This window comes from Lysobacter tyrosinilyticus (genome assembly GCF_054779815.1).
The window spans coordinates 189,374-215,930 of the sequence record NZ_BAAGXN010000013.1; the positions used below are offsets into that span (position 1 = coordinate 189,374).

At 63.7% G+C, this 26,557-nt stretch carries 19 protein-coding genes; 10 read left to right on the forward strand and 9 right to left on the reverse strand.

Translation table 11 applies throughout. The annotated features are described in order from the left end of the window. Window positions 1-369: 369 nt before the first annotated feature. The 3 genes from ACYVGK_RS15515 to ACYVGK_RS15525 are packed head-to-tail and all read left to right on the forward strand — an operon-like array spanning window position 370 to window position 6,448. Window positions 370-3,474 (forward strand): hypothetical protein, encoded by a 3,105-nt coding sequence (locus ACYVGK_RS15515; RefSeq protein WP_460735314.1) that lies wholly within the window; start codon window positions 370-372, stop codon window positions 3,472-3,474. Window positions 3,475-3,482: 8 nt separating this feature from the next. Next, window positions 3,483-5,288 carry a hypothetical protein gene (locus ACYVGK_RS15520; RefSeq protein ID WP_460735316.1) on the forward strand — a complete coding sequence of 602 codons (1,806 nt, stop codon included), beginning with the start codon at window positions 3,483-3,485 and terminating at the stop codon, window positions 5,286-5,288. After that, window positions 5,285-6,448 (forward strand): hypothetical protein, encoded by a 1,164-nt coding sequence (locus ACYVGK_RS15525; RefSeq protein ID WP_460735318.1) that lies wholly within the window; start codon window positions 5,285-5,287, stop codon window positions 6,446-6,448. The genes ACYVGK_RS15520 and ACYVGK_RS15525 overlap by 4 nt, the downstream gene beginning before the upstream one ends. A gap of 162 nt (window positions 6,449-6,610) precedes the next feature. On the opposite strand, the gene ACYVGK_RS15530 is transcribed toward ACYVGK_RS15525, so the two are convergent. The 7 genes from ACYVGK_RS15530 to ACYVGK_RS15560 form a co-directional block, all read right to left on the reverse strand. After that, the gene (locus ACYVGK_RS15530) at window positions 6,611-7,954 is read right to left on the reverse strand and encodes a hypothetical protein (RefSeq protein WP_460735320.1); all 1,344 of its coding nucleotides are present in this window, start codon (window positions 7,952-7,954) and stop codon (window positions 6,611-6,613) included. Window positions 7,955-8,444: 490 nt separating this feature from the next. Continuing rightward, window positions 8,445-10,094, reverse strand: a complete 1,650-nt coding sequence (locus tag ACYVGK_RS15535; protein WP_460735322.1) for an outer membrane protein assembly factor BamB family protein — start codon at window positions 10,092-10,094, stop codon at window positions 8,445-8,447. Window positions 10,095-10,198: 104 nt separating this feature from the next. Beyond that, complete coding sequence (locus tag ACYVGK_RS15540) at window positions 10,199-11,836, reverse strand: outer membrane protein assembly factor BamB family protein (RefSeq protein WP_460735324.1); 1,638 nt, start codon at window positions 11,834-11,836, stop codon at window positions 10,199-10,201. Between the two features lie 307 nt (window positions 11,837-12,143). Further along, complete coding sequence (locus ACYVGK_RS15545) at window positions 12,144-13,826, reverse strand: M64 family metallopeptidase (protein WP_460735326.1); 1,683 nt, start codon at window positions 13,824-13,826, stop codon at window positions 12,144-12,146. Between the two features lie 248 nt (window positions 13,827-14,074). Further along, on the reverse strand, window positions 14,075-14,440 hold the full coding sequence (locus ACYVGK_RS15550; protein ID WP_460735630.1) for a YybH family protein: 366 nt from the start codon (window positions 14,438-14,440) through the stop codon (window positions 14,075-14,077). Next, a complete protein-coding gene (locus ACYVGK_RS15555; RefSeq protein WP_460735328.1) occupies window positions 14,437-14,679 on the reverse strand; it encodes a hypothetical protein in 243 nt (80 codons plus the stop codon). Before ACYVGK_RS15555 ends, ACYVGK_RS15550 begins: the two co-directional genes overlap by 4 nt. Before the next feature lie 821 nt (window positions 14,680-15,500). Beyond that, window positions 15,501-15,707, reverse strand: a complete 207-nt coding sequence (locus ACYVGK_RS15560) for a hypothetical protein (protein WP_460735330.1) — start codon at window positions 15,705-15,707, stop codon at window positions 15,501-15,503. A gap of 337 nt (window positions 15,708-16,044) precedes the next feature. On the opposite strand from ACYVGK_RS15560, the gene ACYVGK_RS15565 reads away from it, so the two are divergent. The 5 genes from ACYVGK_RS15565 to ACYVGK_RS15585 all read left to right on the forward strand — a co-directional run bounded on the left by ACYVGK_RS15565 (window position 16,045) and on the right by ACYVGK_RS15585 (window position 20,300). Continuing rightward, window positions 16,045-16,488, forward strand: a complete 444-nt coding sequence (locus ACYVGK_RS15565; RefSeq protein WP_460735332.1) for a fasciclin domain-containing protein — start codon at window positions 16,045-16,047, stop codon at window positions 16,486-16,488. 339 nt (window positions 16,489-16,827) lie between these two features. Continuing rightward, window positions 16,828-17,841 (forward strand): alpha/beta fold hydrolase, encoded by a 1,014-nt coding sequence (locus ACYVGK_RS15570; RefSeq protein ID WP_460735333.1) that lies wholly within the window; start codon window positions 16,828-16,830, stop codon window positions 17,839-17,841. 239 nt (window positions 17,842-18,080) lie between these two features. Next, a complete protein-coding gene (locus tag ACYVGK_RS15575; RefSeq protein ID WP_460735336.1) occupies window positions 18,081-18,314 on the forward strand; it encodes a hypothetical protein in 234 nt (77 codons plus the stop codon). Window positions 18,315-18,322: 8 nt separating this feature from the next. Next, the gene (locus tag ACYVGK_RS15580) at window positions 18,323-19,156 is read left to right on the forward strand and encodes a helix-turn-helix transcriptional regulator (RefSeq protein WP_460735339.1); all 834 of its coding nucleotides are present in this window, start codon (window positions 18,323-18,325) and stop codon (window positions 19,154-19,156) included. An 82-nt stretch (window positions 19,157-19,238) separates the two neighbouring features. After that, entirely contained in the window at window positions 19,239-20,300 is a 1,062-nt protein-coding gene (locus ACYVGK_RS15585; RefSeq protein ID WP_460735341.1) for a serine hydrolase domain-containing protein, read from the forward strand. A gap of 397 nt (window positions 20,301-20,697) precedes the next feature. Here the strand turns inward: ACYVGK_RS15585 and ACYVGK_RS15590 are convergent, their stop codons facing one another. Both ACYVGK_RS15590 and ACYVGK_RS15595 read right to left on the reverse strand, forming a co-directional pair. Continuing rightward, the gene (locus tag ACYVGK_RS15590) at window positions 20,698-22,302 is read right to left on the reverse strand and encodes an outer membrane protein assembly factor BamB family protein (protein WP_460735343.1); all 1,605 of its coding nucleotides are present in this window, start codon (window positions 22,300-22,302) and stop codon (window positions 20,698-20,700) included. Window positions 22,303-22,865: 563 nt separating this feature from the next. After that, a complete protein-coding gene (locus tag ACYVGK_RS15595) occupies window positions 22,866-24,806 on the reverse strand; it encodes a S9 family peptidase (RefSeq protein ID WP_460735345.1) in 1,941 nt (646 codons plus the stop codon). 380 nt (window positions 24,807-25,186) lie between these two features. Between ACYVGK_RS15595 and ACYVGK_RS15600 the strand changes: the two genes are divergently transcribed. Together ACYVGK_RS15600 and ACYVGK_RS15605 are read left to right on the forward strand one after the other, a co-directional pair. After that, window positions 25,187-25,489, forward strand: coding sequence for a PilZ domain-containing protein (locus ACYVGK_RS15600; RefSeq protein ID WP_460735347.1), 303 nt, complete (start codon window positions 25,187-25,189; stop codon window positions 25,487-25,489). Between the two features lie 372 nt (window positions 25,490-25,861). Beyond that, window positions 25,862-26,488 (forward strand): class I SAM-dependent methyltransferase, encoded by a 627-nt coding sequence (locus ACYVGK_RS15605; RefSeq protein WP_460735349.1) that lies wholly within the window; start codon window positions 25,862-25,864, stop codon window positions 26,486-26,488. Window positions 26,489-26,557 lie beyond the last annotated feature (69 nt).

A 26,557-nucleotide genomic window follows, 5' to 3' on the forward strand; every position in this document is an offset into this window, starting at 1 on the left:
TTCCGAGGATGATCTCGTGGGCGTGCCAAGTCATTGTCCGCTATGGGTCGATAACAGTCACTGCTCAGCAGCTGATGTCGGCCCAATAGCGGACAGCAGGTCCATCAAAAACGTCCTTTCTCCTGGGGCAGCGTCCATACAGGGCCGGTGAGGCCGTGTCGCATGAATATTTCGGCAGCTTGGGCAACGGACCACTTGGTCCAGTCGGCGTCCGCATGACGCCTCCCGTTGATGCAGCAGCGCAAAGCGCGGATGCAGCTGATCCAGCGCCTTGCGGCGAATGGACTCGTTGGTCGCGTGTCCGGTTTGGGTGCCGTTTTGCGCTCTATGTCTGGGTGTGCGCTCGATTAACGAAGGAAGTGGCATCCCATGGCAGGCAGCGACAAGATCAACGTATTCCAGTTCGTTGCGCTACGGGCACCGGAGGCCACCGACCGGCCCGGGTCCCAGCGCGAATATGTGCATGACACCGGCCCGCTGACGCGCGCCAACCATGAGTACGTCGACGAGAACGGCGAGGTCGCCGACTACTACGTCGTCTCACGCGCGGCGCGCGAGCCGTTCCGCCCCGACAGCGAGTCGGCGGTGGGCCGGCTGATCTACGCGGAACTGTTCGAACACACCGGAGGACGTACGCCGCGCCAGACCAATGACGCCGTAGTTGCCGGCGTGTTGGCGCAAATGCCGACCCTGCAGCCACAGCTGGGTACCATGCCGGCCGCGGGGCGCAGCATCGACATCGTGCGCCAGCTGCAGGAGCATGCCCATCTCGCGGCCAGCGCCGGCAACGTGTTCTACCTGCTGCCTGCGCAACTGTCCGACGTGCCGTCCGGCGGCGACTGGCTGCCGCGCCTGCGGACCATTCTGTGGCGCCATGCGGACGATGCCGCATTCGACAAGGCCTTGCTGTTCGCCGAGCTGCAGGCGCTGTTTAGTGGCAGCACCGACCTGTGGTCGGCCGTCTACCTGCAGGAAGGGCACCAGTACGACAGCACGTTCCAGTACGCGCGCGCCGTCCTCTGGGACACGCTCTACCAGCTTTACATCCTGCGCCGCATCGTGGACGTCGACCTGGGCGAGGTGATGGATGGTATCCGTGCCCTGCATGCGCTTGAGCTGCTGGCGGCCGATGCCTGCCTGGAGGCCGTGCGCGCAGGGACGTTGCCTGCGTTCCCCGGCGCGGACTACTACGCGACGATTTTCGAAGGCGTTTACGGCGAGCACGCGGGCCTGCGAGCCAATCCGGCGCGCCCCGATGCCGTCAAGTTCGTGGCGAGCGCGGAAGACCTGCGCAAGTGCTTGCACGCCGAAGTGGTGATCCCGCCCATCGTGGCCGAGTTGGGCTACTACGCGGTAGGCAAATTCAATTCCATCACCCCCTACCTCGGCGATCTGAAGGTGGTGAAGCAGTGGCTGCGCGGCTACCGGGTGGGCGAGATCGCGCGCATCGTCAACATCATGAGCGGCGAGGAGAAGACGCGCAGCACGCAGGTCACCGAGCGTCGGGTGGATGCGCTGTCCTATACCACCGACGCGTCCGAGACCAACACCAGCGAGCGCCAGTCCACGGACAAGTACGACATCAAGCAGGAAGCGGAAACCGCGCTGAAGACCCAGCTGAACGTCAACGCGAATGCGAGTACCAGCATCCAGTACGAAAGCGGATACAAGATCCAGACCAACATCGGTGCCGGCTTCGCTTACGCCAACTCCGGAGAGGTGAGCCGACGCAGTGCGAATGCATTTGCACGCGAGGTCATGGACAAGGCGGTCAGCCAGGTCGAACGCCGCACCAGCCAAAGCCGCTCCATCACCACGACCTACGAGACCATCGACAAGGACCGGCAGAAGTACACGAACACCGAGCAGGGTGCCAGGCACGTGTCGGGCATCTACCGCTGGCTGGACAAGCGTTACGAAGCGCAGCTGTTCAACTACGGCAAGCGCTGGATGCTGGAATTCATCATTCCCGAACCAGCCGCGTTCCTGGTGCAGGCGCGCCTGCAGGCGGCCGCGCGCGACATGCGGCTGCCGCGGCCGCCGGAAGCGCCCCAGCTGGAAGGCGTCGACATCCGCAACCCGTTGACCGGGCAGCCGCTCCTGGCCGCGCAGATCACGACCGATGTGTTCGATGCACTGGCGGTCCGCTACGACCTGTCCGCGTTCACCTATCCGGCGCCGACCCGGAAGGTCAGTCTGATCAACCAGGCGAACAACACCAACATGTTCAGCCAGGCCAATCTGGGCGACGACCAGTGGACCAGTGCGACCTACCGCGTGGCCATGGACGAACAAGCGGTTGATTACGCGCTGACGCAGATCAGCGCCCGTGGCTACATCGAGTTCACCGGGCGCGTCGGGCAGGGCGGTGGGGAAGATCAAACCGAGAGCAAGAATGACAACTACATCGTCCTAACCGTCGACGGAACGCAGGTCTTCGACCACGCAGATAACGGCCTCGGCGGCTGGCACTGGCAACCGAAGATCATCACGGTCGACGCCCTTCCGATCAGCGGAGCGGGACTGGACCTGACCATCGCGCTGCAGGACGGCAATCACTACGGCCTCACGCTCGATGCGGAGCTGAGTCTGAAGGACGCCTCGCGGGAGACGTTCAAGATCGCCGTGTACAACCACATCCGCCAGCTGGAGCAGGACCGGGTCGGGCCGATCAACGAGGCCAGGCGCGTCGCGCACGAATCGGCGCGTTCCGAATATCTCAACGCACTGGCCGAACTGCGTGCATTGACGGTCAATGAACTCATCCAGGGACGATCGGAGGCCTTCAACGCCGGCGTCATCCGCGAGGAGCTCAAGCGCCATTGCGTGAGCATGATCGCGCACGAGTTCGATGCCGACGCGTCCGACGACGTGCTGGTCGCCATCCCGGGCGTGGGCGAGTCTCCGGTGCAAATGACCTATCCCACCTTCGACGCCGGCGACCATAACGGGCAGCCCTACGCGCGCTTCGACACGCCTTCGCTGGAGGTCGAATTCCCGTTCCTGCGCATCGACGAGGCGGCACGGCGCGGGCGCCTGGTCCAGTTCCTGGAGCAGGCCTTCGAATGGCGGCAGATCACCTACGTGACCTATCCCTACTTCTGGGCGCGACGTCCCAAGTGGCTCGAAATGATGAATCGCCTGGACTACGCGGACAGCGCGATGAGCGACTTCCTCCGCGCCGGTTCGGCACGCGTGCTGGTGGCGGTGACGCCGGGCTATTACGACGCGGTGATGTATTTCCTCGCCACGCGCGAGCCGTGGAGTGGCGGTGCGGCGCCGGTCATCGGCGATCCGCTGTTCATCCCGGTGCATGAAGAAATCCGCAAGCAGCAGGACGACCTGGAGGGCGCCAAGCCGGAAGGCGATCCGTGGCCGTTCACTGTGCCGACCGCGCTGCTCTACCTGCAGGACAGCAGTTCGCCGATTCCGACCGACTTGGCCGATCCCGCCATTCCGGCCATTCCGGCCTGAGGCGCGACATGTTGGCCGTACAGGTGGCGGTCGACATCGGCCGAGGTGGCGTGGATGTCGCCGAGGCCGAAGCGGCCCTGCTCGAACTGGAACCGGTGAACGCGCTGTGGCTCGCGCAGTACTGGCGCGGCTACACCGGCAAGTCGGTGCCTGCACGCAGCGTGGCGCTGGCACTGCGCACGCTACCGGGCACTGAAGCGGTGCAGGTCGATCTGCAGATCGATGACACCCTGTTCCATCAGCTGGCTCTGCTGTATGCGCTGTGGGGCTGGCCGGTGGTCGAGGCAGTGCAAGCGCAGATTGCGGCGTTGTCTCCGCCGCAGCCTTCGCTCGGCGGTCTGGTGCGCGGTGCGAGCGGACTGCTGCGAGCGCGCATCGCGGAGGAGCTTGCGGCGATTGAAGCGGAGGTGTCGGTCCTCGCCAAGGGTCGCTGGCAGGCCATACGCCGGCAATTGACGAACTGGCGTAGCGGCTTCAAAGCGATCACCAAATCGCAGCATGTATTCGTCGACCGACAGGCATGGAAGCAGGCCAATGCGCGGCTGGGCGAGTTCCATTCGCTGGCACGCAAGCGCAAGCGCAGCGAGGAGGAGCGCAAGAACACCCCCGGGCTTGGACGCGGCTACGTGCCAGGGGTGAACGACGACGAATACCGCTACAAGGACATCGCACGCAACTGGGGCGCGCGCGAGAAAGAGTACCTGCGCGGTGGAGCCGAGCAGCTCGCGCTGTTGCGCGTCGAATGTCCGGCGGCGGTGCTGGTCGCGGACACGTCGGGCGATTTGTTCGAACCTTCCGGCGGAAGGTCGTCGACGCCCGGGATGGAGCAAGGCGTGCAGCTGATCTACAGCGATCGCGAATCGGCGCTGGCTACGCTAATCATGGACACCCTGGTGCGCAACGATGCGCAGCTGGCGCAGCTGACCGGCAGCCTGGTGATGGACGGCGTTGCCGAACAGGCGGCTCGTCGCGGTGGGCTGAATCCAGAGCTCGGGGAGTACTGGAATCGCGACGCTCCCGGAGCGGAGCGCATCGTCGCCCGCCGTTGTCTGGAACGCTGGACCCTGGGCGCCAGCCTGCGGCGCGCGTTGACTTCGCCGGTCCCGCTGGCGGAAGCGCTGCTTGCGTGCGCGATCGAACCGGAATCCAACACCGTGCTTGGCATGGCCGACCTGGTGCGTGCCTACGCGCTGGACCGGAATGAGAAGCACCGCAGCCGCTTCCGCAGGTGCGTGGCCGTGCACTACCTGCACGCGCTGGAGACCGAGATCGAGGCAGCCAGGCGCGAGGCCGACAAATTCCGCATCCTGTTGACGGTGTTGAACTGGATTGCCGCCGTTGCCGCCCTGGTTGCGTTCGTGGCCTCCACGGTAGTCAGTGGCGGCGCGTCCCTGCCCGCCGGCGCGGTGCTGGTGTGCTCGCTGATCGAAGGCATCGACGTGGCATTGGGCATGGCGATGCTGGCGATGAGCGTGGTGGACGTGATCGGACAGGTCCAGACGGCCAAGGACGAGTGGCGACAGGCCATCGCGCTGATGAGCGTCGAGAGCATGGAAACACTACGTCGTGCCGGCCTGATGCTGGGCTCCTGCAGCGCGCTCGGCATCGCGATGTCGGCACAGCTCGTCGCTTCGGTGCTCAAGCTCAAGGTGGCCCAACGGGTCGACCACGCGCTTGCGCTTCGTCTCGGCCTCCCGGACCAGTTCGCCGTGGTGCGACGCGCGCTCGAGCTGGAGTGGCTGGCTGGCGACATCGGCACGACGGTGGAGGACGGCGTGCTGGTGCTTGCGCTCGCACAGGACACGGCGCGATGAGTGTGCACGTGAAGGTTCCGGGCAAGATGCCGGGTCGGCAGGTGCTCGAGGCTGCAGGGGTGCCCCATCCGCACGGGCAGGCGCCCGCGGGCGCGAAGGGCGTGCCGCACGTGCGGCCGCGCGCGGACAGGGTGTCCTCGATGCTCATCAGTTGGAAGCGCACGGAGCAGTACATGCGCGACGATCCGCTTCCAGAGACGCTGGGAGGAATCAGGGGCCAGGAACTGATCGAATCCCACGTGCTGGCGACAGCGGCCGAATTCGATGGCAGCCCGAAGACCATCTACCAGTTCATGGGGCGCTACTGGGAGCGCTCCCTCCTTGATGTTCCGGACGTGCGGGTGCGCCTGGGTGACCATCTGGCCGGCGCGCTGGAGATGCAGGAGTTCTTTCTTCGTCGCATCCACAGTGCCGAGGTGGGCTTGGATGCCAACGGGCGTCGCTACGGCGGGCTGGGGTTCTTCGATGCCAACGGCGAGACCGTGCCGTTCCTCGACAAGGATCGCCTCGCGCTCGCGAAACGCACGCAGGCGATGCGTCAGCAGCGGCTCACGAGCCCGACAGCGTGGAAGAAGGCCGGCATCCGCTACGTCGACCGCTTCAGCATCAACAACGTCGACTTCGTCGATGGTGCGTTCCTCATGGATTACGGCGGCTACACCATCGTGCTGCTCAGGGTCGAAGCCAAGACCATAGGTTCGCAAGGCGTAAGCAGCCAGTTGGGCGCGTTCTTCGTGCGCCTGGCCAGTTCCGGACGCGATGATGTCATCCAATGCCATCAGGACGGCAGACTGGTGCCCCTGCCGCGCGAACGGCTGCTGTTCAATCCGACGTGGACCGATGCCGGTGTGGGCGTACAGGCGTGGTTGAAGCGAGACGATGTCTGGACAGATGCACGTCGCACCGATACGCCGGAGCTGGTGTTGCCAAATAACGTTCCGCGCGGCAAGACGCTGGAAAGTCGCGTGAAGAGCGCGGCCGGCCGCATTGGCGGCATTGGGCAGCCCACGGGCTTCCTGTCCGGACCCTGGGCCGTGCCGCCCGACCTAGAGGGGCTGGAGAGGCTCGCGGTCTCCGGGCCCGTCATCTACAGCAAGGCCGATCTCAGTCCCCTTCGGAGCTGGCTCGAGCGGTTGACCCGAGTCACCTCGTCGCGCTGATCGGAAGTGCGACGGCGTGGCGGGGCGGATCCGAGCGCGAGCCACACGTACCGCTTGCGGCCTTCGTTGAGGTCGACGACGCGCTCGAAATATCCGAGCACACGGACAACGGGGGCAGGCCCACTTACTCGATGCCGCAAATGAACCTTGCTCCGAAAAAATTCACCGCCCCGGTATGCGAATCCCATTGCACTCCTTCTCGACATTCGCGGAGCAACTGTACGTGTCGCTGGCGTGCGATCGGTACGCGGCCCACATCGCATCGGCGAATTCATTGGCATAGAAGCCGTCATCGCGCGCGGCGCCATGTGCTTGAGGCCAGCGTCCCGTGCCATCGGCCGGATTGCTGTCGAGCGCCCCGTTACCGAGAGGCTGATAGGGGTCTGGCTGGGTCCATGCGCCGTGCTGCACCCAGCGGTCGGCGTAGCGCAGGATCCGATCGTCGCTCCAGATGCAGCGCAACGCCGGCAGCAGCCGCAGTGCGAGCGCGGTGGCCTTGTAGGCCTTGGCGGTGCAGCAGTACTGGTAGTAAGCGCCCGGCTCCTGGCCACCATCGATGTAGCCATACGGGTCGCGGCAATCGCGCGAGTTGCCACCGGTGATCTGGTTGTCCCAGTAATCCTCGGCAGAGCAGGGTTGGCCAAACAGCACGATCCCGGATCCGGCACCGACATACAGCTGGCTGTCTTCCTGGAAGGTTCCGAGCTGGAAGTCCCGCACGCGCGCTGCCATCGCCGCGTCGTCCAGCAACAACGCGGATAGGGCCAGCACCAACTTCCTGCCGTGCCGGTGACCACCGTCGGCATAGAAGTGCAGACCGCCCTGCATGGCAGCGTCGAGATCGATGCCGTATTGCACCAGGTGAATCGCCAGTTGTTTGCGCCCGACCGAATCGCCTTCGACCATCAGGCGCAGCGAGGCCACCGCGGTGTCCATTGCAATCACGGCGCCGTAATCAGGCATGTTCTGCACCGGATGGATCTGGTCCGCGCTCCACCACAGCTGATGATCCAACTGCACACGTGCAAACCGTTGCGACAGCGCGGGCAGGGTGGGCATGTCCGGCAGCGCGGGCAACGTCGGCAGCAAATCCAACCGCAGCCCATTCGTCGAGTACAGCGGCTTGGTTCGTCCGAAATAAGGCGGACGGAACACGGTGCGTCCACCATCCGGTGGCGCAGCGGCCAGCACCGTGAGCACCACGGCGGTATCGAGATAGGTCTTGTCGTTGCCGATGATCGAGACCGCCTTCACCAGCGACTCGTTGGGCGCCGCGGAATAGGGCAGCGCCTGCACAAGCGACGCGTCGAAACCATAGGCCCCTGCGTCGAAACCATGGCGATCGACCCGGGATGGATTCACCTCGAAGCCGTTGCGTCCCTGCTGATAGGCGGGGGTGATCGACAGCACCTTGACCTTGCCCAGGCTGCCTTCTACCGGTGTGACCCAGTAGTCGCCATTGGCAAACTGGCCGCAGGGATACGCGCGGTCCAGAGTGAAGGTCACGCCGTACTGCTGTACCTGCGAGCACAACGACGCTTGCGTGGAAGATGCGGAGACTCCTCCGACCGAACCCGATCGACGATGACCGGTGGTCCACCATGTCGCAGGCGTGGCCGTCGTCGAGGAGTCGGGCAAGGTCGCTGCAGTCGGGGACGAATTCTCCGCAGTCGCGAGGCCAGGTGCAGACGGACTCGCTGACTCCGGGCAGCCCGACAGGGCAAGCACGCCTGCCAACAACAGCGCGTGGCTGAGAAGCGGGCGTACGTTCCGCCGGCGTCTGCTGCGCAATGGGATCTGGTCCTTCAACGCAATCTCCTTATCGCGATAGTGGTGCGCACATGCTTGCATGTGCGCGCAACCCTATGCACGGCCTGCGTCTCACTACCCGATTTCACCCAAAACAATGGGTCAGGTTCAAATGCCCGATGCGGCAAATGAACCTGACCCTTGACGTGGCTTCAAATCTATTTCGGCCTGGCGAGCGGTACGGCGATCAGTTCGGCCGGTACGCAGTGATGCGGGCGGGGGGAGCTGGGTATGGGAAAGCGTCGCGTGGCATCGAAACGAACAGCATCCGATCCGCCGAAATCGACATCGTGCCCGGCGTCGGCGCGGACCAGATGTCACGGTGCGTCATAAGGTCGATGGCATAAATCCGGGTGTTGGTGCTGACCAGGACGATATTGTCGGTCACGACCACATTGCCGATGAAGTTGAAGCCCTGCTCTTGCGGTTTCCACGACCACAGCAGCCGTCCCGTTGCCTCGTCGAGCGCATCGAGCGTATGCCATTCGTTGGACGTCGCATAGACGACGCCCTTCGCAACCGCGGGATAGTTGTTGTAAAGCGAGATCGACATCCAGCGCACCGTCTTGTTGGCTACGGAGTAGTCCAGCAGCTGGCGCGGTTCCATCGGGCCGTAGGTCGTGCCGCCGTAGGTCAACACGTGATCCGCGGAGCCGAGCATGGGCGTGGCGTAATAGTTGTGCGTTGTTGCGTAAGGCGTAGGCCCGATCCTGGCGAGTGGCAAACCAGTGGTGGCATTGAAGACGCTGAGCGTGCTACCGCTATAGGCATAGACGAAGTTGTCGTCGGCCGCCGGCGTATTCCTGCCGTACGAGCCGCCCGATGCTTGCCACAGGGGGGCGCCGTCGGCGAGGTTGTAGGCGTAGACCTCGCCCGAGTACGCGCCTGCGTTGACATAGACCCGCCCATTGCAGACGGTGGGGTTGAGGATCTCGGCCCACTGCGTCTGGAACTGGGACAGATACGACTGCGTGCCATCGCTGGCCCGCAGCGCATACAACCAGGTGTCGTAGGATCCGGTCGTCGAGACATAGACGACCCCATTCGATACGGTAGGGGGGCTGAGGCGGGGGTTCTGGTTTTGGGTGAACACACGACGCCACTGCGTCACGCCGTCGGTCGCCCGTTTGGCATACACCGTGTGGGATTCCCTCTCCGAGAAATAGACATTGCCATTGCCCGTAACGACATCGCTCAGCGTTTCATCGTTACTAGTTGGCTGATAGGTCCACGCCCTCACGTAACTTCTCGGCTTGAGTTCCACCGGCACATAACCGTCGTGGCGCGAGGTGCGCTGCAGCGTTTCCCATTCCCCGAAGGCATTCACCTTGAGCGTGTACCCGATGCTGTGCGTCGTATCAACGTAGGGCTGCACGCACAGACTGTCCGCGCAGGCACGCGCGGTGAGCAGGCCAGTGTGCGTGCCGGCCGCGGTCGTGGTCGGCAACGATGCCTCAATGCGGTAAGTGGCCGCCGAGTTCGACGACGGACGGTTGCGATACGTAGAGACTGTCGATGCCAACACGGGCGCCGGCGTAACGAACTTGCCGGCGTTGTCGCTCACCTGCAGGTAGACCGCGCCGGATCCCGTGTTCTGCCAGGTGCCGACCAGCGTGATGGCATAGCGGTCGCCCTTGGTGATCTCAACGGACATCGGGCGCGTGGCGAGCGTGAGCGTGACCCCGGTTGCGACACTCGACGGAGACGTCGACGTCGCTATCTGGACAGCGCTCACCTTCGGCGCAACGACCTCACGTTCTTCGGCGTCCTTGTTCTGCGGACAACCCGCCAACACCACCGACGCGCACGCCAGCGCTCTCCATCCTATTGCCTTCATCCGGTTCTGGCCCTGGTTCTTCGCGAAATGTTGAATGTCGAAAGCTTGCGAAAGGCGGTTCACCCGTTTCAGCATGAACGAATCACCTCAGCGTGTCGCGGTGATCAGTTCGGCCGATACGCGGTAATGAGGGCTGGGAGCCAAGAGTTGGCCGACGCCGAGACGAACAGCATCCGATCCGCCGAAATCGACATCGTGCCGGGCGTCGGCGCGGACCAGATGTCACGGTGCGTCAAAAGGTCGATGGCATAAATCCGGGTGTTGGTGCTGACCAGGACGATATTGTCGGTCACGACCACATTGCCGATGAAGTTGATGGAGGACTCGCGCGGCTTCCACGACCACAGCACCTGTCCGCTCGCTTCGTCGAGCGCATCGAGCGTGTCCGACTCGTTCGACGTCGCATAGACGACGCCCTTCGCAACCGCGGGAAAGTAGTTGTAAAGCCCGATCGACGTCCAACGCACCGCCTTGTTGGCGACGGAGTAGTCCAGCAACTGGCGCCCTGTCGCCTGCGAGTAGGACGTGCCGTTGTAGGCCAACACGTGATCCGCGGACCCCAGCATGGGCGTGCCGTTGTAGTCGCCCCACTCTCCGGCGGAGCGCGGTCCGATGCTGGCGTAAAGCGAGCCATTGGCGGGATTGAACACGTTGAGCGTGCTGCCGTTATGGGCGTAGGCGAAGTCATCATCGGCCGCCGGCGTGTTCTTTCCGTACGTGCCACCAGTGGCATTCCACAAGATGTCGCCGCCGGCCAGGTCGTAGGCATATACCACGCCTCCGACCCCGCCTGCGTTGACATACGCTTTCCCGTTACGAACAGTGGGGTTGAGGATCTGGGCCCACTGCGTCTGGAACTGGGACTGATACGACTGCATGCCATCGCTGGCCCGCAGCGCATACAACCAGGTGTCGCCTTGTCCGGTCGTCGAGACATAGACGACCCCGTTCGACACGGTCGGGGGACTGACGTCGGGGGTGACGTAGATTCCGGTGAACACACGACGCCACTGAGTCACGCCGTCGGTCGCCCGTTTTGCATACACCGAGTGGGCCCCCAACTCCGAGAAATAGACATTGCCGTTGCCGGTTACGACGTCGCTGATCGTGCCCCCGTTGGGGGGCTGAAAGCTCCATGCCTTCACGTAGCCCCTCGGCTTGAGCTCCACCGGCACATAACCGTCATGGCGCGAGGTGCGCTGCAGGGTTTCCCATTCCCCGAAGGCATTCACCTTGAGCGTGTACCCGATGCTGTGCGTCGTATCAACGTAGGGCTGCACGCACAGACTGTCCGCGCAGGCACGCGCGGTGAGCAGGCCGGTGTGCGTGCCGGCCGCGGTCGTGGTCGGCAACGATGCCTCAATGCGGTAAGTGGCCGCCGAGTTCGACGACGGACGGTTGCGATACGTAGAAACTGTCGACGCCAACACGGGCGCCGGCGTAACAAACTTGCCGGCGTTGTCGCTCACCTGCAGGTAGACCGCGCCGGATCCCGTGTTCTGCCAGGTGCCGACCAGCGTGATGGCATAGCGGTCGCCCTTGGTGATCTCAATGGACATCGGGCGCGTGGCGAGCGTGAGCGTGACCCCGGTTGCGACACTCGACGGAGACGTCGACGTCGCTATCTGGACAGCGCTCACCTTCGGCGCAACGACCTCACGTTCTTCGGCGTCTTTGTTCTGCGGACAACCCGCCAACACCACCGACGCGCACACCAGCGCACTCCACCGTATCGCCTGCATCCGTCCTTCCCCTGAGTTCAGTTTGTGCACGCACCTCGACGGTCACTACGTCAGGAACCCCACGTGAGCGACGGCGTTGGCTACCCGCGTACCGGCGGGCATGCTAACACCCAATCGCACTCTTTCTCGGGGTATGAGGCGCGCGCGCACCGGCTGGCATCTTCATTACGCTTTGCCGCACGCGTCCGCTCGCTGATGAGCGTTGAGCTCGTTCGGTACAGCCCACAGCTGATAACAGGTTCATTGTAGTGAACCCGACCCCTTTGCTTCGCTTGCTGCCCTGCTCGCGCAGATGCGAATTGCCGCTTCACCTGCGCACGCGAATCGTCCACTGTCGCGAATGCACCAGCAGCATGCCTGCCATGCTCGGCTGGACAAACGCGGTCTGGTCGGTGACGCGCAGCTCGAGCGTATGGTTCGCCGGAGTGGATGCGTCCTGACGGAAGTCGTAGCTCGGTGCCGTGGCACCGGGAATCGCGACGCCGTCGAGATACCACTGCGTCGTTACCGAGCCTTCGTACGGTAGCAACAGCGCGGCGCGGAAGCGCTGCGTCATGCCACGTGTGTAGGAAATGGTCGCGCCTGCCGAAGGCGCTTCACTGCCCGGTTCGATCAGATCGATGCCATTGGCCGGCGAGCCGAAGCCGCCGCGGTAGAGCATGCGCACGTACTCCTGTCGGCACACCGGGCAGAAGCTGGTGCCGAGGGCGCGCATCAGGCAGGTGTTCTCCACCGAGCGGTACATGCCGGTGCTGAAGTAGCGCGCACCTTCGAACAGGCCCACGCCGGGCGTGCCATCGGGCGTCGGAATCGGCAAGCCCGGGGTGAACCAGCTGCGCCATTTCACCAGACTGGCATTGCCTTGATTGGTGACGTTGGGTTCGCACAGCGTGTTGCCGCTGATATCGCTGCAGGCGGGAAAGCCGGGGTAGGGCGTCTCATACTCGTCGGCCAGGCCGTGGAAGCTGTGGCCGAATTCGTGGATCGCGATCAGGGGCGCATGCGGTTCCGCCGACACGACCGCAAACGAGCCGCCGGCGCCGCCGTACACCGGGTCATTCACGGTGACGATGATCTTGTCCCAGTTGGGGTAGCTCGAAGCCGCAGCCATTACCTTCGTCGAGTTGGCAGACAACAGGCGATGCACCTGGGCGGTGCAGAACGCGGCGTCCAGGGCGGTGCTCACGAACTGTCCGGTCAGCGGATCGTTGCGGGCAGCGGTGTCGGCGCAGCAACTGGTGGTCGTGCAGCTCGCTTGATACGGCGGATGATCGGCGCCCGATTGCGGTGAGGCGACAAAGCCGGCTTGCCAGTTCACGAAGCTGCGGTATTCCTTGTAGGGGCTGACGTCGAACATCGCGGTCTGCAGCGCCGCGACATGATTTGCGAACGTCGTTTGTTCGGCCGCCGTGTAACCATCGCCGAGCACGAGGATGTCGAGTCGATTGTCGGTGCTGGTTGGTTTGCCGCGCGCCGTTTCCAGAAGCTTGGCCGGGGTGCGCATCATTCCGGCCAGCGGTAGTAGCGGCGCACGGATCGCTAGCTCGCGCAGGTCGATGCGCTGCGTGGCCCGGGTGATGTTGCCGGCCAGTTCGATTTCGTCGGCCTCCGCAATCGGTACGCGCACGACGAAGGCGCGATGCGGATCGCGAATCAACGGATGCACCGCGATCTCGCCGTGCCCATGGTCGGGGTCGCGTGCGAACTCGGCGCGGACAAAGTTCGGCACATGTGCTTCGTACGCAATCGCGCTCTTCACGCCGTTGCGCGAAGCGCGGTACACGATGTGTTCGACCCCGCGTTCAGCCTGGTGTGGATGCTGTCGGTCGCGCCGCGCATCGTCGAGCTGTACTTGTGTGTAGAACACGGGTTCCGCGTGCCCGCGTGCATCCAGTTCGAACACGACGTAGTGCGCGGGAACCGCGGCGAATACGGACGAGCTCGCCAGCAGCCACAGAGCGGCGACGCGCAACATCACGGACCTGATCATCGGACGTCCTTGTCACGGGGATGGGGCAACAGAATGCGACCGCAGATAGGACCTGCGGCAAATGATCAAAAGTAATTGGGGGAGTCGACTCTGGGCTCTGGTGTCGCGACCGAAGGTGTTCGATAAAGGCCGGCTTTTTCCCATGCGCGCGCCATGCACGACGGAGAAGAAGAAAGAACCGCCAGAGTGAACTTGCGTTCAGAGCGTGGGCAGTCCTTCGAGCTAACGGGCTCCGAGTGCTTTCAGGACTATCGAGTGGCGCGGCAAGCCGGATGCGCATATGCGGTCGCCGCTTGGGTGACGGCCGGTTGTCCGGGCTCAACGACCCTATTTGGCAGCGTCCTGCTTGGGCTGGGTCGGCGTTTCGCTGGCGCCATCGGCTCCATGGGCAGGTCGGTGTTGAACGTGTCGACAATGGACTTCCAGCCGCCATCGGGCTGCTTGCGCCAGATCGTGACGTACTTGCCGCGGTCGACGATCGGCTTGCCGTTGGCGTCGTTGACGGTCAGTTGGTAGGACCCGAGCGTGTAGGCGATGTCGCCGGCGCGGGCGACTTCAACCTTGCCCGTCTGCCAGCTCAGGGCGAATCCTGGCGATGCGAACAGTCCGCTCAGCTACCGTATCGATTGAGGCTCGCCTCGAGCAATACCAACCCGAGGTCTTCGGACAAGCTGGAAAACGATTGCCGCTCCCAGTCGGACCAGATGCGGGACCAGATGTCCGCAGACAGGAGATGGGAATGGATCGTGCCCTCGAAGATGAGTGGTCCGAACAGGAACGTCGCACGGGTCGGCTTCACTCGTTGCGGTACGACTACCCACGAGGCCATGCCGGAATAAAGAGAGATGATCATGGTGCTGTTCCTGTGCGGCGAGCTGCACGAAGGCCCGTGGGGCACGACGACAGGAAATCGTCGAGTGCGTAGGGGCGGGTATCAACCCGCGGCTACGAGGCGAAAAAGCGGGCAAAAATCCGTGCGTGGGCTGGTTGACTACCGTTTCCAGTCGTCGCGTGGACCGCGCGGAAGCCATGGAAGCGCGTCGGTGCTTCGCCGGCGAAGCAACGGCGTGGTGGACAAGGGCGGCCAGCCGGAACGCGCAACTGTTGGCTGGGTGGTGAGAGGCGCGTCTGCGGCCTCGATTCGCACTGCTTGGCGCAGGCGAACGCGAATTGACTGTAGTAGAAGCGGTTGCATCTTGTGCTCCTTGATCCGTCAGCTGCGCGCAGGGTGGCTACGCCCCGCCGGTCGTGGAGATGGGCATCGGGAGAGCTCAGGGGCGGGTAGAGCGGCTGAGGCCTTTACGACATTGCGTCGTAGCCACGAACTATGCGCTTGTTTGCCGGACAGCACCGGTTTCGACTGTTGTCGTTCACAGCCCGTATCGGATCCGGGAGTACGGTGATTCTGACTCGATGTCATCACCGATCCAGGAGCCGCTGCGTGAGCCGAGAAAAGCGACATCGTTACGTCAGTACGTGCGGTCCAATTGCCCAGTCAGCCAGCAAGGGCATCGCGCAGGCGATCGCCGCGGCCGAGAATGAGGGCTGGCCCATCGCAAGGGCCCATCATGCGCCGTTGCTGTCCGATCAACGTTCTTCTGCGAGTTCGACATCCATGCTGTCGCACCGCTGACGTTCGCGCGATTTCCACTGCTGCTGTCGGCGGCCAGACCTCTACTCTGCATCGGGTTCCACATCCGCGTCTCTCAATTTCCCCAGGACCCGCCGATAGATATCCACCGCCTGCGCTGCAGCCATGGTGGTATTGGACGCGGCGGGCATGTTGAAGCCACGCGCGATCAGGGCAGCTGCCAAGGTGGCGGCGACGTGCTTTTCAGCGCCCTCGAATTCGCTATCCCGATTGCTCCACTCGATTCCCATGGTGATTCTCCAGCTCGATTTACCTGAGTGTGGACCCTCGCGCGGTTGCGTGTCGTCAACGAGGCGCTCGGAGTTCTCGTCCGGCCAACGCACGAGAGATCTGCCGAGTTGACGCTTGTACCCCAGGTAACCACCGCGTTCATCAGATAACACCCAACTAACAAGCCAGGGCGCACTCTCGCCTGGCACTACGACGCAACGTCGTAACGGCCACTCAGCCGCGCGGCACCTCTTCTCCTTCGCACTGAGCCTCGCAACTCTGCTTCCAGCAGGGTAATGGCTTCGGCCGCTCGCGACACCGCAACTCTGCGGGTCGTACTCAAAGGCACTCAATCTCATGGACACCCTGGTTACTCCCACCAACAGCAAGAATCTCCTCGATACAGCTGCCGCCAATGGGTCCTTCAAGACCTTCGGCAAGGCCATCGAATACGCCGGCCTCAGCGATACGCTGCGTGGCACCGGCCCCTTCACCATCTTTGCCCCGACGGACGCCGCGTTCGACAAACTGCCAGCCGGCGCGCTGGAAGAGCTGTTCAAACCCGAAAACAAGCAAGAGCTCGTTTCGATGCTCAACTACCACGTCGTCAACGGCCGCAAGCACGTGGCCGACATTGGCAAGTGGCAAGCCGCCAAGACCATCGGCGGCCAGTCGGCCCCGATCAAGTTGACCGACGAAAAGGTCAGCATCGACGGCGCTCAGGTCACTTCGGCCGACATCGACTCAAGTAACGGCGTCATCCACGGCATCGACAAGGTCAATATGCCGACCAAGCAATAAGGTCGTGTTGTGAGCTATCCAGCGGCGGGGCGAAAGCCCCGCCGTTTTTTTGCAAGTGGCAAGCGGCAATGCCGCAAGCGGAGCTCCCGCAGTGTGAGTCGACTTTCCTTCGGGCGTGTCGCTACCGCGCCAACAATACCCAGGAGGTAAAAGGGGCCGGGTTGATTTACTCCAAAGGTAAAGAGATCAAGTTCAGAACGACGCCTCTCCGCCGCAGGAGATGGGCGGTTGCTGAAGGCAACCGAAAAAGAGGTGGGCCCAAGGCCGTTATTCTTCTGCGAGTCGCGATACGCTTGCCCGTGCCGTGTGCCGGACACGTTGGCGCACGTGCTTCCCGCCATGCACGGAGAGCAGGATGAAGTCGATCGCAAGCTTGCGTTTCTCGCCGCTACTTCGATGTTCGCACTTGCGCGCGCCGCGCCGGATGCCCCGCAACAAACCCCGGACACGTACGCCTCAGCCGGCGAGCGCGTCACTATCGCCCCGGGCCGCGCATTGAACCTGCGCTGCGTCGGCAAAGGGCCCAAGACCGTGCTCCTGGAAGCCGGCGGCAATGCCGACTCCGCTACCTGGTTCCGCGTGCAGCCGCTGCGGTCGCCCGACGTACGCGTATGCGCCTACGACCGCGCAGGCTACGGCTTCAGCGACGAAGGCCCGATGCCGCGCAACCTCGACGCCGACGTCGCGGACCTGGCCGCGCTCATCAAGGCAGGCAAGTTGAAGACGCCGCTGGTGCTGGTGGGGCACTCGCTCGGCAGCAACATCGTGCGCCGCTACGCGCAACTCAACCCGAAGCGGGTGAACGCGCTGGTGCTGCTCGATCCGCCGGAACAGGGCGCCGACGCGCTGTTCCCGCAAGAATGGAAGGAGCAGGGCGAAATCGGCCGTACGCAACGCAATGCCTACCTCGACGCCTGCCTGAAGGCGGCCGAAGCCGGCACGCTGGACAAGGCCGAAGGCCCGCTGTCGTCCTGCCTGCGCGCTGCGCCGCCGTGGCAAAGCGTCCCTGTCGCCGCCGCCACGCGCGCCTACAAGCTCAAGCCCGCGTATTGGCGCACGCTGCGTTCCGAGCTCGACGCCAACACCGCGATCTTCGCCGCGCCCGTCGCGACGGATGAGTCGTATGGCAATACGCCCGTCATCGTCCTGATTGCGCCCAACGATTTCCCCGGCGTGCCGGACGACGTGCGCAAGGTGATGCAGGCCGCACGCGAACAGACGCAGACGCGGCTGATCGCTTCATCGCGCAACGGCCGTCGTGTCGACGTGCCGAACGCGTCGCATGAGGTGCAGCTGGATGCGCCGGAAAAGGTTGCAGAGGCGGTGACCGGAGTGCTCAAGCCTCAACGGTGATGTCGCGCCGCGAACAATGGGGACGAAACCGAAGGAAGGGGGCCAGAGTGACCTAGCGTGCGACGCGTCAATTCACTCTGGCCCATCGCAGAAGCGTCTCCACCGAGCTTTGTCGCCGTATTCACGGCTTGGTCGGGTGCCAGGGCGGGTTCGTCGCAGGCGGATTGCCTGGGGCTTCCGAAGGCCGCAACGTGCGCCGGTCCATCCGCATGCGGCTCGCCCAGCCGCGGAGAACCCTGATGAAGACGCTGCTTGCGATCGCTGCCTGGTGCCTTCTCTTCGTCGTGTGCTGGCCGCTCGCACTGTTGGCCCTGGTGCTGTGGCCCGTGGTATGGCTGCTCGCTCTGCCGTTTCGCTTGGTCGGTATCACGTTCTCGGCGCTGTTTGCATTCCTGCAGGCGTTGCTGTTGCTTCCTGCCCGTCTTCTCGGTTGGCGTTCCGGGCCGCAGCACTCGAATCGCGCAGCGGCCTGACTGCCCCAGTGAACTACGCATCGGCTGACGTGCATCGAAGTTCGCGACTGGGGCACGGCGCCTTCTACGGCGATTACCGCGAGCAGCGCCATGTCGGCGATCTCGCGCTGGCTGAAATGCGTCCGACGGTGCCAGAGCACGACGTCCACACGCACACCCACGACGACGCCCATTTCCTGATCCTGCTGGATGGCTCGTACCTGAGCACGGCGCGCGGCATGCCCGAGGTGTGCACGACGCGCGCGCTGGTGCTCAACCCACCAGGGACGACGCACCGCGATTGCTTTCGCGGCCTCGACGGACGCTTCTTCACTCTCTCCATTCCAGCCGCGGCATGGAACACGGCGATCGAGCATCGAAAGTTGGCGCAGGACGCGATGCGTTTGCCCGCGACCGCATTGGTGCTGGCCACGCGGTTATGGCACGAGCTGCGCAACTGGGACGGCGCATCGCCGCTGGCCATCGAGGCGGGCCTGCAGCTCCTGCTGGATGCCGCAGCGCAACCTGGCGCGAGCGAACGTGACGGCCCGATGTGGCTCGAACGCGCACGCGAGCAACTCCACGACGAGTGGCGCCGCACACCCGATCTGGCCGAGCTGGCGGATACCGCCGGCGTGCATCCGGTTTATCTCGCGCGCGCGTTCCGCCGGCGCTACGGCTGCTCGCCGGGCGAGTACCTGCGCCGCTGCCGCATGGAGCGCGCGATCGCCTTGCTGCACGACCGCCGCGTCGCGCTGGTGGACATCGCCGCAGCATGCGGCTTCGTCGACCAGAGCCACTTCACCCATACCTTCCGCCGTCAGCATCGCTGCACGCCCGCGCAATATCGCGCGCTGGGCTGACGTGTCAGCGGCAGGTTCAGTACATACAAGGCATGGCGCGACGCGCTTGCTACGGTTCGCGCATTCCCGATTGGAGCTTGTCATGCGTATCAAAACAGTTGTATTCGCGGCGTGTCTGTTGGCGGCGCCGTTGGTGGCCGCGGCCGCCGTCGAGGAGGCGCCCTTCGACAACGTGACCCGTGCAGTGGTAGCGGGCGAGTTCAAGCAGATCACCAGCGTCCTGATCGCCCGCGATGGCAAGCTCGTCTACGAGCACTACTTCGACGACGGCGGCGCCGAAGCACGCCGCAACACCCGCTCGGCCACCAAGACCGTCGCCGGGATACTGGCGGGCCTGGCCATCGCCGACGGCAAGCTGCCGAATGCGCAGGTTCCGTTGCTGCCGTACCTGCACTACACCAAGCCCATCGAAAACGACGATCCGCGCAAGGCGAAGATCACCTTCGAGGACGTCATGACCATGTCCTCGCTGATGGAATGCCACGACGAGAACGAGTACTCGCGCGGCAACGAAGAGCGCATGTACCTGGTCGAGGACTGGGTGAAGTTCTACATCGACTTGCCGATCCAGGGCTTCCCGGCCTGGATGCCGACACCGGCGAAGTCGCCGTATGGACGCAACTTCCGTTACTGCACCGCCGGCGTGACCGCGTTGGGTGCGGCCATCCAGGGCGCCGTCGGCGAACGCCTCGATGCCTACGCGCAACGCCGGCTGTTCGCGCCGCTGGGCATCGACAAACCGGAATGGCAGTTCTCCCCGCTGGGCCTGCCGCAGGCGGGCGGTGGCCTGGGACTGCGCAGCCGCGACCTGCTGGCGCTGGGCCAGCTGTATCTCGACGGCGGCAAGCACGACGGCAAGACGCTGGTGCCAAACGCGTGGGTACAGGCCTCAACCACCGCGCATGCCCGCGTCGACGACGGCGTCGAGTACGGCTACCTGTGGTGGCTGATGCAGTTCCCGGTGGGCGAAAAGGTCTGGAAGTCGTTCGCGATGAACGGCAGCGGCGGCAACTCCGTGCAGGTCTTCCCCGCCGAGCGGGTCGTCGTGGTGATCACCACCACCAACTACAACGTGCAGCAACCGCACCGGCTGACGGCGAAGCTGTTGATGGAGCAGATCCTGCCGAAGCTTCCGCGGATCTGATAAGTCGGCGTCGCTGGCGCGGCGCGGTCGTCAGGGATCTGGACGAACCGGCCCGGCCGAGCGTCACCGAGCCGAGATCGTCGTCCGTCGCGAAACGCAAGCGAAGGTGGCGGAGGCCGTGGCGGCGCCTTGATGGCGTCACGGCGATAGTTCCGGAATGACTCCCTCTCCCCGCTTGCGGGAGAGGGAGGTGGGTTCGCGTTCGCGAGGTGGTACAGGTCGTCGCCGCTCAAGAGTGCGCACGCATCATCGCGGAACAGACCTAGACGCCGTAGAGATAGGCGGCAGGTCCATTTACTAGATGCAGTAGATGAACCGGGTCACTCTTCTTTGAAGTTGCGATTTCACTCGCAACCTGCGTCAGGCCGGAACTCCGGCCAAGCACGCGCCGCGGCGATCAATTCGGCCGGTACGCAGTGATGCGGGAGTTAGGGTAAAAGTAGGCCTGCGACGAGACGAACAGCATCCGATCCGCCGAAATCGATATCCTGCCGGGCGTCGGCGCGGACCAGATGTCGCGCTGCCTCAAGAGGTCGATCGCATAAACCCTGGTATTGGTGCTGACGAAGACGACATCGTCGGCAACGACCACGTTTCCGATGAACTCGAAGGACTGCTCCAGCGGCTTCCACGACCACAGCAACCGTCCCGTTGCCTCGTCGAGCGCGTCGAGCGTGTGCGTCTCGTTAGATGTCGCATAGACGACACCCTTCGCAACAGCGGGATAGTTGCTGTAAAGCGAAATCGACATCCATCGCAACGCCTGTCCAGCTACTGAGTAGTTCAGCAGCTGACGCTTTTCCGTTGTCGCGAAGGTCGTGCCGTTGTAGGCCATTACATGATCCGTCGAGCCGAGCATTACCGTGCCGTTGTAGTCGGTCTGCACCCCGCTGGGGCTCGGTCCGATGCTCGTGAACAGCGAACCGTTGGCGGCATTGAACACGTTGAGCGTGCTGCCGTTATAGGCGTAAGCGAAGTCATCGTCGGCCGCCGGCGTGTTCTTGCCATACGTGCCGCCAGAGGCATTCCATGCGGCGGTGCCGCCGGCGAGGTTGAAGGCATACACCACGCCTCCGAAATAGCCTGCGTTGACGTACGCTTTCCCATTACGCACGGCGGGGTTGAGGATCTCGGCCCACTGCGTCAAGAACTTGGACTGATACGACTGCATCCCATCGCTGGCCCGCAGTGCATACAGCCAGGTGTCATCGTGTCCGGTCGTCGAGACGTAGACGACCCCGTTCGCTACGGTCGGCGGGCTGACGCGAGGGCCGTTGGTTCCTGTGAACACACGGCGCCACTGCGTCACGCCGTCAGTTGCCCGTTTTGCAAACACCGAGCTGGATCCCGACTCCGCGAAATAGACGTTGCCACCACCCGTCACGACGTCGCTCAGCACGTATGCGTTGGGGGCCTGATAAGTCCACGCCTTAACATAACCCCTCGGCGTGATCTGTACAGGCACATAGCCGTCGTGGCGCGACGTGCGCTGCAGGGTCTCCCATTCGCCCAGTGCATTCACCTTGAGCGAATATCCGATGCTGTGCGGCGTGTCCGCATAGGGTTGTACGCACAGACTATCCGCGCAGGCACGCACAGTGAGCGTGCCGGTGTACAAGCCTGCCGCCGCCGTTGACGGAAACGACACAGTGATGCGGTACGTCGAGGTCGGCGCCGGGCGGTTGCGGTAGGTCGAAGGGTTGGCGACCAACACGGGCGCCGGCCCAACGAACTTGTTGGCGCTGTCGCTTGCCTGCAGGTAGACCGCGCCTGATCCCGTGTTCTGCCAAGTGCCGACCAGCGTGACGGCATACCGCTCGCCCTTGTTGATCTCGGCAGACACCGGGCGCGTGGCGAGCGTGAGCGTGACCCCGGAGGTTGCGACATTCGTAGGAGACGTCGACGTCGTGATCTGGGCAGCGCCCACCTTCGGCGCCACAGCCTCGCGCTTTTCAGCGTCCTTGTTCTGCGGACAACCCGCCAACACCACCGACGCGCACACCAGTGCACTCCACCGTATCGCCTGCATCCGTCCTTCCCCTGAGTTCAGTTTGTGCGCGCACCTCGACTGTCACCACGTAAGGAATCCCACGTGATCGATCGGCGATGACTTGCCCGCGCACCGCCGGGCATTCTACTCAATCGCACTTACACGTGACTCGGTGAATGGTTGAAAGCTGTTGGGGGGGGAGGGTTTCATTTGTCGGGCTCAATTTGAGGAAAATGGGTTCGCAAAATAAAGGGCCGCCTGAACTGACGGGGCCTCGATTGCGGGAATGATCCCCTCGCCCCGCTTGCGGGGAGAGGGACCGCATCGCGTAGCGATGCAGGGTGAGGGGACGTCACGCGTCTACGCAGAAAAACGCCCCTCATCTGCCCTGCGGGCACCTTCTCCCCGCAAGCGGGGAGAAGGACAACACTCCGCTGAGATAAGGGGGCATGTCCATTTGCTGAAGTGGCAATTGAATCCTGTCCCATCCTTTCGAGTCAGAGCGCGCTGCAATCGCAAGAAGAAGGCCCCGCATTGCAGGGCCTTCCTGTCGTGCCATGTGAACCGACGCGCGCCTACTGCGTGCTTTCGGTCGTGCCCTTCAGGTGCGTGTCGAGGAACTCCAGCACCTTGCCGTAGCCTTCGATGCGGTTCTTGTTCTTGGTAAAGCCGTGGCCTTCGTCGTCGAAGACCACGTATTCCACCGGCACGCCGTTCGCCTTCACCTTTGCCACGATCTCGTCGGACTCCACCTTGAGCACGCGTGGGTCGTTGGCGCCCTGTAGCACCATCAGTGGCTTGTTGATCTTGTCTGCATGGAACAACGGCGAAGTGGCGATGAGGAAGTCGCGCTGGGTGGCGGGGTCGCCGATCTCCTTGTACAGCGCCTTGCGCATGCTCTCCCAGTACGGCGGGATGTTTTCCAGTGTGCGCAGCCAGTTGGTCACGCCGAAGATGTCCACGCCCACCTTGAACTCATCCGGGTGGAACGCTAGGGCAGCCACGGTCATGTAACCGCCGTAGCTGCCGCCGATGATGCCGATGCGATCGGGGTCGACGTAATCGAGCGACTGCAGGTACTTCTTCGCGGCCAGGGTGTCCCACAGCGGCTCGCGGCCGTGCTTGCCGTCATCGGCGGCGAAGAAGGTCTTGCCGTGGCCGCTGCTGCCGCGGTTGTTGATCCCCAGCACCACGTACCCATGGTTGGCCAGATATTGCAGGAGGCTGCTGTAGTCGCGCGTCGTTTGTCCGCCGGGGCCGCCATGCACAAACACCAGTGCCGGCACCTTGTGCGCGGCGGTGGCCTGATGCGGCTTCCACAGGATGTTGGGGATCTGCATCCCGTCGAAACTCTTGAAGCGCACCACGCGGGTCTCGACCAGGTCGGCCGGATCGATCGCCGGATTGAGCGCGCGCACCAGCTGCTTGGGTTCGCCACCGAGCTCGAGCGAATACAGGTCGCTGGGCTGACGATCGCCGTTGACGTAGAAGGCCATGCGCCGCTCCGAGCGCGCGAAGTTCACGCCCGAAAGGTTGCCGGCCGGCAGGTTGCGGATGGCCAGCGGCTTGCGCGTAACGGTGTCGACCACGTCCAGCACCGTGCTTCCATCGAAATTGATGCCGGTAACCTGGTACTTGCCGTTGTGCGAGAAGTAGGCGAACTGGATGTCCCAGTTGGCCTTGCTTACCAGCTCATGCTTCCAAGTGGACAGGTTCACCCGACGCAGTTGGGCGAACTCGCCGGCATCGTTCGCCGTGTAGTACAACCACTTCGAGTCGGGGCTGAAGTCTTGGCCGGCGAATGCGGCTTCGCCGGTGTGCTCGGACACCTTGGTCACCTTGCCGCTCTGGAGATCCGCGACGAACAGGTTGGAGTCGCTGGTGGAGTCGCCCTGCTTGCCCAGCATCAGCCAGCGGCCATCCGCGGACAGGCTGCCGGGATCGTAGCCGTCCTTGTTTTCGTACACGCGCGTGCGTTCGTACGAGGCGCTGTCGTAGCGGTAGACGTCGAAGAACTTCGGGTCGCGCTCGTTGCTGATGACATAGAAGTGATGGCCGTCGTGGCTGAAGGCGTGGAAGGTCGCCTTGAGCTTGTCGCCGGGAGTGAGGTCGCGCTCCTTGCCATCGGTACCGATCACGTACAGATGGTTGAGTTCATTGCCGCCCTGGTCGCGGGTGACCAGCACGCGGTCGTCGTTGGGGAAATAGGCGACCGCGTAGTTGTTGTCGGTGGTCGACCGGGTAACGGCAGTCCATTCGCCGCCGGTCACGGGCATCGAGTAGGCGTTCCACACACCCGACTTGTTCGACGAGAACAGCAGGCGCGACTCATTCGCGGAGAACGAAGCGCCGGTCACACCGATGGTGTTGACGAAGTCGGCGATTGCGTACTGGTGGGACGGGCGCTGGATCTGGGCAGCGTCCGCCGCCGGCGCCGCGAGGACGGGCGGCGCCATCACGAGAGCCATCGCGAGGCCAAGGCCAAGCCGGGAAATTCGCTGGAACGGTAGCGGCATATCGAAACTCCTTTTTGAGAAATCGTCAGGCAAGACGGGCTTCCACGCCCGGGAACGATGGGGCGGCGTCATTGCGTTGCTTTGACCACGGAGCAACTGGGGATGCCGGCCATCAGGAGGCCAATGTTGCGTTAGTCACCCTGCGCGTACGTTGTCCGATATTGCCAATCCACATCGAAGGAAAGGTTCAAGGTTCATTTCATGGGGTCATGAGAATCCACCCGGACCCTCGGTATTGATCGCCTCCGCCTGGTACCGGCGCCCGCACCGGGCTCGACCCGCGGCGTCCGGGGCACCGCCCGGGGCCTTGGAGCAAACCCGCGGCCGCTTCCACCTGCCCCCGGCGTTCGAAGGGAAGGATTCCCCAAGGAAGCGAGCGCATGGACACCGAGCACCGCCACACCCCGCGTCACGAAGTCCACGGCGCGGTCATGATCACGCCCAACGGCCATGGGCATGACGCGGAGATCTTCGACATTTCCGCAGGCGGCGCGCGGGTGGGTCTGCCGGACGATTGGACGCCGGTCGACGGTGCGTCGCTGCGCGTGTTCTTCCTGGCCGACTCCGACGATCCGATCATGCTGCACGGGCATGTGGCGCGCGTGGCGATCGACCACCTCGGTCTGGCCTTCGAGCCCGAACAGGAAGGGCGCATCCTGGCGCTAATGCGGCGCTTGGGCTGAAGACGCGCAAACGCTTACTCGCTGTGCCTATGAACCCGCGCCCGTCTATTCGGGCGCAATCTAGTGCCCCTCCCTCATTGCCGCTCCGGGCCGAGTACGAAGACGGCTAAGTGCAGGTGCGGCGCGACCGGATCGGTGTTGCCGGTGCTGCCGCGATCCGCGCGGCTGGCCCTAGGCCGAACGCATCGATGGGTGAGCGATGCCGCCGATGTGCGTTGCTTGACCCGCGATCGTGGGCGCTCGAACATCCGTTCCGATCGCGCTTTCGGGCGCTGGTCAATTCATTCGCGCCGCCCCGCGGCTCGGCTTCACTCAGGCGGCGCCAGCATGGCTCTCTTCGAACTACCATCATTCACAAAGAAGACTCGTGAGATGCGTCGGATCTTCGACGCTATCCACGCCGCAAAGAGCTGGGGTGACTGCGAGTCGAGCTCCGGTCCCGGCTCAACGCGTGAGCGGGCCGCCGATTTCCTCCCGGATCTCATCGCTCTGCTGCGATCCCTCGGCACCAAAACCCTGCTCGATGCTCCGTGTGGCGATTTCAACTGGACATCTCCCCTTGCAGACGCAGTAGATCGCTACATCGGCGTCGACATCGTGCCTGCACTCATCCGCTCAAACCGGCAACGCTGGTCCTCTCCACGCCGGCAATTCCTCTGCCGTGACATGGTCCGTCAGCGCCTGCCAACTGCCGACCTTGTCCTTTGCCGCGATGCCTTGGTACATCTCAGTCAGGCCAATGTCCTGCTGGCGCTCGCCAATCTCCGTCGTACCGGCGCGACGTACCTCGCGGCAACGACCTTCGTGGGTGACCGCAGCAACCAGGACATCCAGACCGGAGAGTGGCGTCCGCTCAACATGCAGCGCCCACCCTTCAACTTTCCAATGCCTGTGGCACTCGTCGACGAACGCTGCCACCATACCGATGGCATCTACTCCGACAAACATATTGGTGTTTGGCGCTTCGCTGATCTTCCTGTATTTCAGTCTGGCGCCTGACAATTCACTACCGGCACGCACGCCAAGGGCGCGGAGGCCGTGGCGGCGACCTGATGGTGTCAGGGCGAT

Coding starts and splice junctions, on each gene's coding strand:
- ACYVGK_RS15515 (WP_460735314.1), top strand. CDS start 370: ATGGCAGGCAGCGACAAGATCAACGTATTCCAGTTCGTTGCGCTACGG.
- ACYVGK_RS15520 (WP_460735316.1), top strand. CDS start 3,483: ATGTTGGCCGTACAGGTGGCGGTCGACATCGGCCGAGGTGGCGTGGAT.
- ACYVGK_RS15525 (WP_460735318.1), top strand. CDS start 5,285: ATGAGTGTGCACGTGAAGGTTCCGGGCAAGATGCCGGGTCGGCAGGTG.
- ACYVGK_RS15535 (WP_460735322.1), bottom strand. CDS start 10,094: ATGAAGGCAATAGGATGGAGAGCGCTGGCGTGCGCGTCGGTGGTGTTG.
- ACYVGK_RS15540 (WP_460735324.1), bottom strand. CDS start 11,836: ATGCAGGCGATACGGTGGAGTGCGCTGGTGTGCGCGTCGGTGGTGTTG.
- ACYVGK_RS15545 (WP_460735326.1), bottom strand. CDS start 13,826: ATGATCAGGTCCGTGATGTTGCGCGTCGCCGCTCTGTGGCTGCTGGCG.
- ACYVGK_RS15555 (WP_460735328.1), bottom strand. CDS start 14,679: ATGATCATCTCTCTTTATTCCGGCATGGCCTCGTGGGTAGTCGTACCG.
- ACYVGK_RS15560 (WP_460735330.1), bottom strand. CDS start 15,707: ATGGGAATCGAGTGGAGCAATCGGGATAGCGAATTCGAGGGCGCTGAA.
- ACYVGK_RS15565 (WP_460735332.1), top strand. CDS start 16,045: ATGGACACCCTGGTTACTCCCACCAACAGCAAGAATCTCCTCGATACA.
- ACYVGK_RS15570 (WP_460735333.1), top strand. CDS start 16,828: ATGCACGGAGAGCAGGATGAAGTCGATCGCAAGCTTGCGTTTCTCGCC.
- ACYVGK_RS15575 (WP_460735336.1), top strand. CDS start 18,081: ATGAAGACGCTGCTTGCGATCGCTGCCTGGTGCCTTCTCTTCGTCGTG.
- ACYVGK_RS15585 (WP_460735341.1), top strand. CDS start 19,239: ATGCGTATCAAAACAGTTGTATTCGCGGCGTGTCTGTTGGCGGCGCCG.
- ACYVGK_RS15595 (WP_460735345.1), bottom strand. CDS start 24,806: ATGCCGCTACCGTTCCAGCGAATTTCCCGGCTTGGCCTTGGCCTCGCG.
- ACYVGK_RS15600 (WP_460735347.1), top strand. CDS start 25,187: ATGGACACCGAGCACCGCCACACCCCGCGTCACGAAGTCCACGGCGCG.
- ACYVGK_RS15605 (WP_460735349.1), top strand. CDS start 25,862: ATGCGTCGGATCTTCGACGCTATCCACGCCGCAAAGAGCTGGGGTGAC.